11 protein-coding genes are annotated in these 13,350 nt (G+C 35.8%); 7 read left to right on the top strand and 4 right to left on the bottom strand.

What is annotated here, in order from left to right:
- Nucleotides 1-107 precede the first annotated feature (107 nt).
- From jag to rpmH, 4 genes are all read right to left on the bottom strand, one after another.
- Nucleotides 108-908, bottom strand: coding sequence for an RNA-binding cell elongation regulator Jag/EloR (jag, locus tag C7B89_RS04315; protein WP_115673213.1), 801 nt, complete (start codon nt 906-908; stop codon nt 108-110).
- Entirely contained in the window at nt 905-1,675 is a 771-nt protein-coding gene (yidC, locus tag C7B89_RS04310) for a membrane protein insertase YidC (protein WP_025115704.1), read from the bottom strand. Before yidC ends, jag begins: the two co-directional genes overlap by 4 nt.
- A 373-nt stretch (nt 1,676-2,048) precedes the next feature.
- Nucleotides 2,049-2,393, bottom strand: a complete 345-nt coding sequence (gene rnpA, locus C7B89_RS04305) for a ribonuclease P protein component (protein WP_048395204.1) — start codon at nt 2,391-2,393, stop codon at nt 2,049-2,051.
- A 100-nt stretch (nt 2,394-2,493) separates the two neighbouring features.
- A complete protein-coding gene (gene rpmH, locus C7B89_RS04300) occupies nt 2,494-2,628 on the bottom strand; it encodes a 50S ribosomal protein L34 (RefSeq protein ID WP_004233310.1) in 135 nt (44 codons plus the stop codon).
- Nucleotides 2,629-3,218: 590 nt separating this feature from the next.
- Here rpmH and dnaA point away from each other — a divergent pair.
- The 7 genes from dnaA to C7B89_RS04265 all read left to right on the top strand — a co-directional run bounded on the left by dnaA (nt 3,219) and on the right by C7B89_RS04265 (nt 13,074).
- Nucleotides 3,219-4,568: a chromosomal replication initiator protein DnaA gene (gene dnaA / locus C7B89_RS04295; protein WP_004233307.1), complete on the top strand. Its 1,350-nt coding sequence runs from the start codon at nt 3,219-3,221 to the stop codon at nt 4,566-4,568.
- Nucleotides 4,569-4,737: 169 nt separating this feature from the next.
- Nucleotides 4,738-5,874 (top strand): DNA polymerase III subunit beta, encoded by a 1,137-nt coding sequence (gene dnaN, locus C7B89_RS04290; RefSeq protein ID WP_004233305.1) that lies wholly within the window; start codon nt 4,738-4,740, stop codon nt 5,872-5,874.
- 113 nt (nt 5,875-5,987) lie between these two features.
- Nucleotides 5,988-6,212, top strand: a complete 225-nt coding sequence (gene yaaA / locus C7B89_RS04285) for a S4 domain-containing protein YaaA (protein WP_004233303.1) — start codon at nt 5,988-5,990, stop codon at nt 6,210-6,212.
- Between the two features lie 3 nt (nt 6,213-6,215).
- Nucleotides 6,216-7,331 carry a DNA replication/repair protein RecF gene (recF, locus tag C7B89_RS04280; protein WP_048395200.1) on the top strand — a complete coding sequence of 372 codons (1,116 nt, stop codon included), beginning with the start codon at nt 6,216-6,218 and terminating at the stop codon, nt 7,329-7,331.
- A 93-nt stretch (nt 7,332-7,424) separates the two neighbouring features.
- Nucleotides 7,425-9,359 (top strand): DNA topoisomerase (ATP-hydrolyzing) subunit B, encoded by a 1,935-nt coding sequence (gyrB, locus tag C7B89_RS04275; protein ID WP_048395198.1) that lies wholly within the window; start codon nt 7,425-7,427, stop codon nt 9,357-9,359.
- A 25-nt stretch (nt 9,360-9,384) separates the two neighbouring features.
- Complete coding sequence (gene gyrA, locus C7B89_RS04270; RefSeq protein WP_066038361.1) at nt 9,385-11,850, top strand: DNA gyrase subunit A; 2,466 nt, start codon at nt 9,385-9,387, stop codon at nt 11,848-11,850.
- Nucleotides 11,851-11,991: 141 nt separating this feature from the next.
- A complete protein-coding gene (locus tag C7B89_RS04265; RefSeq protein ID WP_054548809.1) occupies nt 11,992-13,074 on the top strand; it encodes an HD-GYP domain-containing protein in 1,083 nt (360 codons plus the stop codon).
- Nucleotides 13,075-13,350: the final 276 nt, after the last annotated feature.

The following is a 13,350-nucleotide window of genomic DNA, read 5'->3' as shown; positions in this document are numbered from 1 at the left end:
TATTTTCGACAAAATTTGCTACGTTTCATTAAAAAAGGTCATTTTATCTAAAAGATAAAATGACCTTTCAAAATATATTGTCTGTATGATTATGTGAAACAGTCTAATTATTTTTTTACGGGTTCTATTACTAAATAACGATTAGGCTCCGTACCTTCTGAATACGTTTCAAGATCTAGACGATTTGCTAATTGATTATGAATTATCTTTCGTTCGTAAGACGGCATTGGTTCAAATGCCACACGTTGATTTAAGCGTAATGCCTTATCCGCCATTCGATCCGCAAGTAATTCTAAAGCTACTTGTCGACGCTCGCGATAGTTTTCTACATCTAGTTTCACCATTAAGAACTGCTTTGCGCTTTTATTTAATACGAGTTGTGTTAATTGCTGTAAGGAATTTAATGTTTGACCTCGTTTCCCTATAAGCAGGGCAGCTTTCTCACTTTTTAGTTGAAATAATACATATTTCCCTTCGCGTGTCGTAGCAATCTCAAGATCATGAATAGCCAATTGTTCAGCGATATTACTTAAATAAGCCTTTGCCTCTTCAATTGGATTTGCTAAGTCTCCATCCTCATCTTGTTCTTTAACGACTTGTTGAACTTCTTCCATTTCACTTGGTTGTTCAGAAACTTGTGAACTTAGTGTTTCAACATCATCTACTTCTATTGGTTCATATAATTGAGTTACTACCTGCAATTGCGCATTGTCGCTTTCAATTGTCGGAACCTGAACTTCTTTTACTGTTACACGTACCTCTGCAGAACGTGCACCAAAACCTAAAAATCCTTTTTTACCTTCTTGTAAAACTTCAACATCTACTTGTTCACGGGTTTTGCCAAGTTTCTGTAACGCCAATGAGATCGCTTCTTGTGTTGTTGCGCCTATTTGCGTAAGTTGTTTCACTTTTTAGCCCCTCCATTTTGAGCAGGTTGTGTTTTATCTTTATTCCAAGGTTTATAAATGTACAAGTTTTGGAAAATCGAAATAATGTTTCCGATTACCCAGTATAATGATAATGCAGCTGGTAAGGCCATACCAAAACCAATAATCATGAATGGCATAATATACATCATAATTTTCATTTGAGGATTATCCATTGCTGGTCCTGTACGTAACACGATAAATTGCATTAAGCCAGCTGTAATAGCTAATGCAGGTGCAGGATCTGCTAGCGGGAAGATAAAGAAATTCCCTAAATCAAATGTTGATGTTGCATTCATACGGCTAATTGCATGATAGAAACCAATTAAGATTGGCATTTGAATGATTACTGGTAAGCATCCTGCAAGTGGATTTACTCCAGATTCACTCATTAACTTCATCATTTCTTGCTGATATTGTTGTTGTGTCTGAGCATCCTTAGAAGCATACTTCTTTTGCAGTTCCTTCAATTTTGGTTGAATTTCTTGCATCTTTTTAGAACTCTTTGTTTGTTTGATCATCAATGGCAAAATTGCTAAACGAATAATAATCGTTACGGCAATGATCCCCCATGCATACGTACCTAGCAGATCAGCAAAGTATTTTATTGCTGATACCAACGGCCAAACAATGAATTCATTCCAGAAGCCTGTGCTATCTTTGGAAATTGGTTCATTGAATTCTGTACAACCAGAAAGTAGTAAGGCTACCGATACTAGTGACAAAATTACCCAATGTTGTTTTTTCAACCTTCTTCCCCCTACAATTACTATTCACTTTTTCTTATTCTATATGGTTCTTTTTGTACCGACAGTTTCCTATCACATAATCGGTTTAACGTCAGTAGCCTTATCTTTATTTCAGTCCACTTTTGAGAGTCCTCGATGAAGATAAAGTTATCAGTTATTTTATCATGCCTATAACATTCACTCTACTAAATATTCTAACTACACACGCTTATTCTTAAGATAAGTTGTGAATTTTACATATTTTTAAGCGAAAACTCTCGCCACAAATACCCCCGTGTGTATAATTCTCTTACATATAATTTTATGCAAAATCACATATTATTTATTCTATTGCTAACAGTACAGGCGTAATTTCACCACTTGGTTGCATACATTACACTTTTTTCATTACCTTTGCGATTCGTAGTACATGCTGCAAACTTTGTTTCACTTCATGAAAATCCATAGTGGCCGCCGGATGTCTGGCGATAATAACATAATCCATATTCGGCTTTAGCTCATCTTTTAATTCATGAATACTTTGTCGAATATAGCGTTTTACTTGGTTGCGTGTTACCGCATTCCCAAGCTTCTTACTAACTGATAAACCTACACGAAATTCCGTTTGTCCCTCTTTTACTAAAAAATAAACAACAAACTGACGATTAGCGAAAGATTTACCTTTTTTAAACACCTTTTGAAAATCATCATTCTTCTTCACTCGTTGGCGTTTTTTCATTTCTTTCACCTGCTATTAGATAATATCTTTTGATCCTCATTTCTAGGTTTACCAAAAATAAAGAAAAAAAAGACCACTGATGTGGCTCAGTGGACTTATTTTATGCTGATAAAACTTTTCTTCCTTTACGACGACGAGCAGCAAGAACTTTGCGACCGTTTTTCGTGCTCATACGTGCGCGGAAACCGTGTACTTTGCTGTGCTTACGTTTTTTTGGTTGGTAAGTACGTTTCATTTATATAGACACCTCCTGATATGAGTTGAATTTTTCAACATACAGACTCGAATATTATATAAAGTATCTAGTTATTTTGTCAATGAATTTCACAAATTTCTTTTAATCCGTCCAACTATCTATTTATTCTATTCTCAATTTTCTAGTGTTTGGAACTCTACTAGAAATATTTTTTCTACATAAACATAAAAATATTTATCCACAGAGTACTTGTTTTTTTTACACAGAGTTGTGTATAGTATTTTTTGCATTATTTTTTATCCACAACAATTATCTACAGGTTTCTCACATAAGCAGTGCTTGTGGACAACTATAAAGTGCATAACTGTAAGTTATGTGGATAAGTTTCACAAACTATTGAAATAGCTTTGTTTTTCTGATACGATTACTGTGCTTCACTTTGTTGAAAACTAAAACGAACATTTTAATTATCCACAACTGTTAATATGCTGTGGATAATTTTTATCACAGCCTTTGGTTAACTTTTATCCACAACTTGTGATTATGTGGACGAGTTATAAAATGAACGTATTTACAATTCTATAAATGCGATTTTTTTTGTATTGAACACTGTAAAGGAGATTAGCAGCTTGGAACATTTAGAAGAACTATGGAACAATGTCCTGGCTCAAGTTGAACAAAAAATTTCTAAACCAAGCTTCGAAACGTGGCTAAAGTCTACGAAGTTACTATCTTACAATGGTAGTGGGTCCACTGTGACAATTGCTGCGCCAAATTCGTTTGCTCGAGACTGGCTTGAAAATCATTATATTCATTTGATTACAGGTATATTAACGGAGCTAACAGGCGAAGACTTGCTTATTAAATTTGTTGTTCAAAAAAACCAGGATTCGGACGATTTTGATTTGCCAGCGCCGATTATCCAAGCAAAAAATAATGAACATCATGATATTTCACCAGGTATGTTAAACCCGAAATATACTTTTGACACGTTTGTTATTGGCTCTGGTAACCGCTTTGCACATGCAGCTTCGCTAGCTGTAGCTGAAGCACCTGCTAAAGCATACAATCCATTCTTTATTTATGGGGGAGTAGGGCTAGGTAAAACGCACTTAATGCACGCTATTGGTCATTATGTATTAGAGCATAATCCAAATGCTAAAGTAGTGTACTTATCATCCGAGAAATTTACAAATGAATTTATTAACTCAATTCGTGATAACAAAGCACTTGATTTTCGCAATAAGTACCGCAACGTGGATGTACTGCTAATTGATGATATTCAATTCCTTGCTGGAAAAGAATCAACTCAAGAAGAATTTTTCCACACTTTTAATACTTTACATGAAGAATCCAAACAAATTGTTATATCAAGTGACCGACCTCCTAAGGAGATCCCAACTTTAGAAGATCGGCTCCGTTCACGTTTCGAGTGGGGGTTAATAACTGATATTGCGCCACCCGATTTGGAAACTCGTATCGCTATTTTGCGTAAAAAAGCAAAAGCAGACGGTCTAGAGGTACCAAATGAAGTAATGCTTTATATTGCGAACCAGATTGACTCCAATATTAGGGAGCTTGAAGGTGCGCTTATTCGCGTCGTTGCCTACTCATCTCTTGTAAACAAAGATATTACAGCGACATTAGCTGCCGAGGCATTGAAGGATATCATTCCAAATTCAAAACCGCGAACAGTGACAATATTAGACATTCAAAATGCAGTAGGGGAACATTTTAGTATACGTTTGGAAGATTTCGCTGCTAAAAAACGTACTAAATTAATTGCTTTTCCACGTCAAATCGCTATGTACTTATCGCGCGAGTTGACAGATTTTTCGCTGCCCAAAATTGGCGAAGAATTTGGTGGCCGCGATCATACGACTGTCATCCATGCGCACGAAAAAATATCTTCTATGTTGAAAAATGACGTTCAACTTCAACAAGATGTTAAACAAATTCGTAGTATGCTAGGCAAGTAATTGCTGTGGACAAACTAACTATTTAAACACAAACTTATACACAGTCTATCTACATGTGGATAGACTGATTTTATTCATAAAAATATACTTATCCACAAATCCACAGGGCCTATTACTATATCTTTTTATTTTATATAAATAAATAATATAAATATGTGAGGGAAAACGAATGAAATTTGATATTTTACGTGACCGTTTATTAGAAGGTTTAAATGATGTCATGAAAGCAGTAAGTTCAAAAACAACTATTCCGATTTTAACTGGTATTAAAATTGACGTAACAGAGGAAGGGATCCGCTTAACTGGTAGTGATGCTGATATAACTATTCAAACATTTATTCCAGTAGAAGAAGATGGACAACAAATTATTCACATTACAGAAACAGGTTCAATTGTTGTACAAGCACGTATGTTTAATGAAATCGTACGTAAATTACCAACAAACGATGTTGAAATTCAAGTAACACCAGGTTTCCAAACGCATATTCGTTCAGGGAAATCGGAATTCCATTTAATTGGCTCAGATGCAGCAGAGTATCCTTTATTACCAGAGCTTACAGAAGATCAAAAATTTACTATTCCTGCTGATCTCTTAAAAACAATTATCCGTGAAACAGTATTCGCTGTTGCCACTTCAGAAAGTAGACCCGTGTTGACAGGTGTAAACTGGCAGATCAAAAATGAAACATTAATCTGTGTTGCAACAGATAGTCATCGTTTGGCAAGACGTAAAGTGCAACTCGAAAATTTACCAGAAGTTGAACATAGTGTAGTAATTCCAGGGAAAAGTTTGAATGAATTAAATAAAGTACTTGAAGATTCTACAAATCTTGTCCAAATCGTTATTACAAGTCAGCAAGTATTATTTAAAACTGGTGATGTATTATTCTTCTCTCGCTTACTGGAAGGAAATTATCCTGACACAACTCGTTTAATTCCTGAAGAGTATCAAACAAATGTAACAATTAATGGTAAATCTTTATTACAAGCTATTGACCGTGCATCACTAGTTGCACGAGGAGATCGTAATAATGTTGTCCGTTTTGAAATTTTAGATAACCAAGCAGTTGAGGTTTCTTCTAATTCTCCTGAAATCGGAAAAGTACAAGAAGAAATTCCTGTGGAAGCATTAGAAGGGGAAGGTTTGAAAATCTCATTCAGTGCAAAATATATGATGGAAGCATTAAAAGCAATAGATGGACAAGACGTAGTTATTCAATTTACTGGGGCAATGAGACCGTTTATTTTACGTTCCGTTCATGATGATGCTATTTTACAATTAATTTTACCTGTACGAACTTACTAAAGAATATAAGATCTGTTAAGATAGTCGCTCATTGTGACTATCTTTTTTTACTTATGGCGTAATTTTAGGTATGATAGAGAGATAGACAGTCTGTATTCGGAGGGGAACACACTATGCAGGACATTAAAATTGATGAGGAGTTCATCACGTTAGGGCAACTTTTAAAAATTACTGATGCCATTAGTTCAGGTGGTATGGCCAAGTGGTTTTTACAAGAACATGCTGTATATGTAAACGGAGAAGTAGACGATCGTCGAGGTCGTAAATTACGTAACGGAGATATTGTAAATATTCCTGGATGTGGTCGTTTTCAAATTATAGGACCAACTGGACAATAAATTATGTATATTGAGCAAATAAAACTTACAAATTACCGTAACTATGATGCCTTAGCTTTAAACTTCTCTCCAAAAATTAATGTTTTCATTGGTGAAAATGCACAAGGAAAAACAAATGTTATGGAGTCCATCTATGTTTTAGCAATGGCTAAGTCCCATCGAACAACGAACGATAAAGAATTGATACGTTGGGATTCAGACTATGGTAAAATAGAAGGGGCCGTTAAAAAAAGGCATGGTATTTTACCGATCGAACTTACGATTACAAAGAAAGGTAAAAAGGGCAAGATAAATCATATAGAGCAAAGTCGCCTTAGTCATTATATTGGTCAAATGAATGTCGTTATGTTTGCGCCAGAGGATTTGAACGTTGTAAAGGGAAGTCCGCAAATACGTCGGCGTTTTATTGATATGGAGATTGGGCAAATTTCGCCTGTCTATTTACATGATTTATTAACCTTTCAAAAAGTTTTAAAACAACGTAACCATTTTTTAAAAATGAACCAAGGCAAGTCCATGCCAAATGATGTGATGTATGAGGTCTACAATGAACAATATATTCACGCTGCTACCCAAATTATTCGTAAAAGATTTCAATTTATGGATTTATTGCAAGAGTGGGCGGAACCCATACACGCAGGTATATCGCAAGGTAAGGAAACACTGGTTATAAAATATCGTACGGTAGCTGGTATTGAAAAAGAACACTCTACTAGTGAAATTGAAAATACTTTACATCAAAAATTAATTGAAGCGAGAGAACGTGAATTTGATAGAGGCGTGACATTAGTTGGTCCACACCGAGATGATTTACAATTTTTAGTGAATGGCTATGATGTTCAAACTTATGGTTCACAAGGACAGCAGCGTACTACTGCATTGTCTTTAAAGCTTGCTGAAATTGAATTAATTAAACAAGAAACAAATGAAACACCCATACTACTTTTAGATGATGTTTTATCGGAACTCGATGATTATCGCCAATCGCATTTATTAAATACCATTCAGGGTGAAGTCCAAACCTTTGTTACAACCACAAGTGTGGAAGGAATTCATCATGAAACGATGGAACAGGCTCAACTGTTCCACGTGAAACAAGGTGCGATTGAAAGAAGTTAGCCAGGGTAGTTTTTTAGATTACAAAAAGAATGGTAATAGTCAGCTCGGTTGACTGTTCATTCATTTACACACAATGATGTTATGAAGGAGTAGATGAAAGCCGTGGCTATAGAGAACGAAGGTTTACAAAACCAAGCTTATGAGGCCGATCAGATACAGGTATTAGAAGGTTTAGAAGCAGTACGTAAAAGACCAGGGATGTATATCGGTTCAACTAGCTCTAAAGGGCTTCACCATTTAGTATGGGAAATTGTTGATAATAGTATCGATGAAGCACTTGCAGGATTTTGTACAGATATCAAAGTAACAATTGAAAAAGAAAACTGGATTCGTGTAGAAGATAACGGTCGTGGTATTCCAGTTAGTATTCAAGAAAAAATGGGTAAGCCTGCTGTTGAAGTTATTATGACTGTTTTACATGCTGGTGGTAAATTTGGCGGTGGAGGCTATAAAGTTTCTGGTGGTCTTCATGGAGTTGGAGCATCAGTAGTAAATGCACTTTCTGTGGAAACAATTGTTCAAGTACATCGTGAAGGTCATATCCATGAAATAAAATTTGAACGTGGAAAAACAGTTCAAGAGTTAATGGTTATCGGTGACACAGATCATAATGGTACAACAACGCGTTTTAAAGCTGACCCAGAAATATTTAAAGAAACTACTGTTTATGAATATGATATTTTAGCTCATCGTATTAGAGAATTGGCTTATTTAAATCGTGGTATTAAGATTACGATTGCTGATGAACGAGAAGAAGAGATTCGCTCAACAACATACCACTATGAAGGTGGTATTCGCTCTTATGTTGAGCATTTAAATCAATCCAAAGAGCCAATCCATGATCCAATTGATGTTCTTGGGGAGAAGGATGGCATCACAGTAGAAATTGCTATGCAATATAATGCTGGATTCTCTTCTAATATTTTTTCATTTGCTAATAACATTAATACGTATGAGGGCGGTACACATGAGTCAGGGTTTAAAACAGCCCTTACACGCGTTATTAATGACTATGCACGAAAAAGTGGATTACTAAAAGAATCTGACGCTAATCTTACAGGTGAGGATGTACGAGAAGGGTTAACAGCTATAGTTTCTGTTAAACACCCAGATCCGCAATTTGAAGGACAAACAAAAACAAAGTTAGGGAATTCAGAAGTAAGTCAAATTACCAATTCTTTGTTCTCAGATGGCTTTGAGCGTTTTATGTTAGAAAATCCAACGGTTGCACGAAAGATTGTGGAAAAAGGATTAATGGCAGCCCGTGCTCGTGTAGCTGCGAAAAAAGCACGTGAGTTTACTCGTCGTAAAAATGCCCTCGAAGTATCTAGCTTACCGGGTAAATTAGCTGACTGTTCTTCTACTAACCCAGCTGATTGTGAAATTTATATTGTTGAGGGTGATTCTGCCGGTGGTTCTGCTAAATCTGGACGTGATCGACACTTCCAAGCAATTTTACCTTTACGTGGTAAAATCCTTAACGTTGAGAAAGCTCGTCTAGATAAAATTTTATCAAATGCGGAAATCCGTGCGATGATAACAGCATTCGGCACTGGTATTGGTGAGGAGTTTAATTTAGAGAAAGCTCGTTATCATAAAATCATTATCATGACAGATGCCGATGTCGATGGGGCACATATTCGTACATTACTTTTAACATTCTTCTTCCGTTTCCTTCGACCACTTATAGAAGCTGGCTATATTTATATTGCACAGCCACCACTTTATCAAGTGAAACAAGGTAAACATATTGAGTATTGCTATGATGAAGAGACATTAAAAGAAATTTTAGAACGGCTACCAAAAATGCCAAAGCCAAATGTGCAGCGTTATAAAGGTCTTGGAGAAATGAACGCTGAGCAGCTTTGGGAAACAACAATGGATCCTGAGTACCGCACATTATTACAAGTAGAATTAGATGATGCAATTAAAGCAAACCAAGCATTTGAACGTTTAATGGGCGATGAAGTTGAACCTCGTCGTCAATTTATCGAGGAAAATGCCGTATACGCTAATTTAGATATCTAATTTTTCTTGAGAGGAGGTCTACACTTTGTCAGAACAAGAACGCTCCGGTGTTAAAGGAGTTAATATAACAGAAGAAATTGAAACATCCTTTCTTGATTATGCAATGAGTGTAATTGTATCACGTGCATTACCTGATGTACGTGATGGATTAAAACCAGTTCATCGTCGTATTTTATATGGGATGCAGGAATTAGGTAATACAGCAGATAAAGCCTACAAAAAGTCAGCACGTATCGTTGGGGATGTAATGGGTAAGTACCATCCACATGGTGACTCTTCCATCTATGATGCAATGGTACGTATGGCACAAGATTTTAGCTATCGCTACATGCTTGTTGATGGTCACGGAAACTTTGGTTCTGTTGATGGTGATGGCGCAGCAGCCATGCGTTATACAGAATCACGTATGTCTAAAATAGCAATGGAAATGCTCCGTGATATTAATAAAGATACAATTGACTATACAGATAACTATGATGGATCAGAAAAAGAACCAATAGTTTTACCAAGTCGCTATCCAAATCTTTTAGTCAACGGTGCAGCAGGGATTGCTGTAGGTATGGCAACAAATATTCCACCACATCAATTGGGCGAAACAATTGATGCTGTTATAGCACTTTCTGAAAATCCGGCCATTACGACTGAAGAGCTGATGGAAATCATTCCTGGCCCTGATTTTCCTACTGGTGGATTAATTTTAGGACGTAGTGGTATTCGTAGAGCCTATGAAACTGGTCGAGGTTCCATTATCATCCGTGCGAAAGTGGAAATTGAGCAAAAGGCAAATGGTAAGGAAACTATTCTTATTCATGAATTGCCTTACCAAGTGAATAAGGCTAAGCTTATTGAAAAAATTGCAGAGCTTGTACGTGATAAAAAAATAGATGGAATCACAAATTTACGTGATGAATCAGACCGTCGTGGTATGCGTGTAGTGATTGAAGTTCGTAAAGATGCAAATGCTAATGTTGTACTGAATAATTTATATAAACAAACAGCTATGCAATCTAGCTTCGGTATCAATATGCTATCTTTAGTAAACGGTCAGCCTAAAGTATTAGGCTTAAAAGAAATGCTATACCATTATTTAGAACACCAAAAAGTAATTATTCGTCGTCGTACAGAGTTTGATCTTCGAAAAGCTGAAGACCGCGCTCACATTTTAGAGGGCTTACGAATCGCACTCGATCATATTGATGAAATAATCGCTATTATACGTGGTTCACGTAGTGGTGAAGAAGCAAAACCTCAATTAATGGAACGCTTTAGCTTATCGGAGCGTCAGGCTCAAGCTATTTTAGATATGCGCCTCGTTCGATTAAGTGGTTTAGAACGTGAAAAAATTGAAGCAGAATATCAAGAGCTTCAAGTTCTTATAGCTGAATTAAAGGCAATATTAGCAGATGAAGAGAAAATTGTAGATATTATTCGTACTGAAATCTTAGAGTTGAAAGAACGTTTTAATGATACGCGCCGTACTGAGATTACATCAGGTGGAATTGAAATGATTGAGGATGAGGATTTAATTCCTGTTGAAAACTCAGTTGTTACTTTAACACATAATGGCTATATCAAGCGTTTAGCTGCGAATACATATCGTAGTCAAAAGCGTGGTGGTCGTGGTGTACAAGGAATGGGTACAAATGAAGACGACTTTGTAGAGCATCTAATGAATACTTCTACCCACGATACAATTTTATTCTTCACGTCTAAAGGTAAAGTATTTAGAGCAAAAGGATATGAAATTCCTGAGTTCGGTCGTACTGCTAAAGGGTTACCAATCGTAAACTTGCTTAATATAGAAAAAGGCGAAAAAGTAACAGCTATGATTCGTGTTGCGTCGTTTGATGAAGATGCTTACTTTATCTTTACCACAAAAACAGGTATTACAAAACGTACCCCTGTATCACAATTTGCTAACATCCGAACAAATGGTTTAATCGCAATCAGCTTGAGAGAAGACGACGATCTTATTTCGGTACGTCTTACAGATGGAGAGAAACAAGTGATTATTGGTACTCGCGATGGTATGCTCGTTCGTTTCCAAGAAGACGACATTCGATCTATGGGCCGTACAGCTGGTGGTGTTCGAGGCATTAAGCTACGTGATGGTGATGAAGTAGTTGGCATGGAGATTGTTGAACCAGGGCAAGAAATATTAGTAGTAACTGAAAAAGGTTACGGTAAACGTACTTCTGAAGAGGACTATCGTTTACAAAGTCGTGGTGGAGTAGGACTGAAAACTATTCAGATTACAGATAAGAATGGTCCAATGGTGGCTGTAAAAACCGTCGATGGTTCTGAGGATTTAATGCTTATAACTATTAATGGTATGCTTATTCGTATGGATGTAAATGATATTTCATTAATTGGACGCAGTACGCAAGGTGTACGTTTAATTCGACTAGGAGATGACGAATTGGTTGCAACTGTCGCTAAAGTGGAAAAAGCAGAAGAGTCTTTTGAAGACGAAGAGGAAGTCGAAGAATAATATAATCCGATGACGACATTATTGAATGTCGTCATCGGTTTTTTTACGTAAATAATGAAAAATAAGTAATTATTTTGAATTCCATGATAAAATGATAATACCTTATTTTGAAGCAAGAAATAGTGGAGAGGTGTTCATTCTGTGGAAACTATACATGTTCCAATTTCAGAGCTAGGTGTTGGCAAGGTAATTTCTGAAGATATATTTGCTAATACACAGTATCCGATTATTTTCAAAGATACAATGATTTCTTATGTACACTTGCAAGTTTTTCATGCATTTAATATTTTCACCGTCCCCGTTTATAAAAGTGAAAATGATATGCGTGTAGAAAAGAATGAAAGTGATGTCGAAGTTATAATAGAAGAACTTCCGACTTTTAGGAAAATCTATAATCATTCTGTTGAACAGTTTAAAAAAGAATTTAAAAACTGGGAAGCGGGCGCCAAGGTAGATATTGCAAAGGCCAGAACAATTATTTTACCTTTAGTAGAGATGGTACTAGAAGATCGTACTATTATTTTTGATTTAAATGAGTATTCAAATCCAAAAGACTACCTGTATCATCATTGTGTAGCAACTGGTCTGATTGCCTCAGTTATTGCTCAAAAACTTGGTTATGATAGAGGAACCACTATTCAAGTAGCCATCGGTGGTTTATTGGCTGATTGTGGTATGGCTAAAGTACATCCTCGTATCAGGGATAAGAAGACACCATTAACAGAGCAAGAATATGATGAGATATATAAACACCCGATTTATAGCCATAATATGGTGAAAGATTTGACTATATTAAAAGAAACGATGAAAGAAGCAATCTTCCAACATCATGAACGTTTAAATGGTAGTGGATATCCGAAGAACGAAAAGATCGCCAATATTTCTATATTTGCACAAATCATTGCTGTTGCAGACGTTTTTCATGCTATGACATGTGAACGAGTATATAGAACGAAACAATCTTCATTTAAAGTAATTGAAATGATTAATGAATCTGAGTTTGGTAAATTTGATATTAAAGTAGTACGTGCATTAATTGATATTGTTGCAGATCTTCCGATAGGTACAATTGTAGAACTTTCTAATTTAGAACGTGGGGAAGTAATGTTTGTAAATAAATTTGCCCCAACACGACCACTTATTAAATTAATTCATTCAGGGGAAATTTTTGATTTAGGGAAAAATCGCAGTTTTTATATTTCACGTATCATAACTAATTTATAGATAGACGGGCAAACTATATTATGTGGTTTGCCTTTTTTTACTAGGTAAGAGATGTACTCTACGCAAGTGCTAATATAATTTTTTCTTAACAAACACTTCGCAATAATAGTAATCAATTAAATAGTGAGCATTTTAACCATAATTGTTGTTTGAAACATTTATATATTGTATTAAAATATTTTTGGAGAAACTGTTGACTTTGTTTTGGAATCTTGATATTATAAATGAGTCGCCAAGAGGTGACAACGAAATAAACAAAATGAACCTTGAAAACTG

The sequence above is a fragment of the Lysinibacillus capsici genome, from assembly GCF_003367505.1.
GTDB lineage: Bacteria > Bacillota > Bacilli > Bacillales_A > Planococcaceae > Lysinibacillus > Lysinibacillus capsici.
This window is presented reverse-complemented; position numbering and strand designations above follow the sequence as displayed.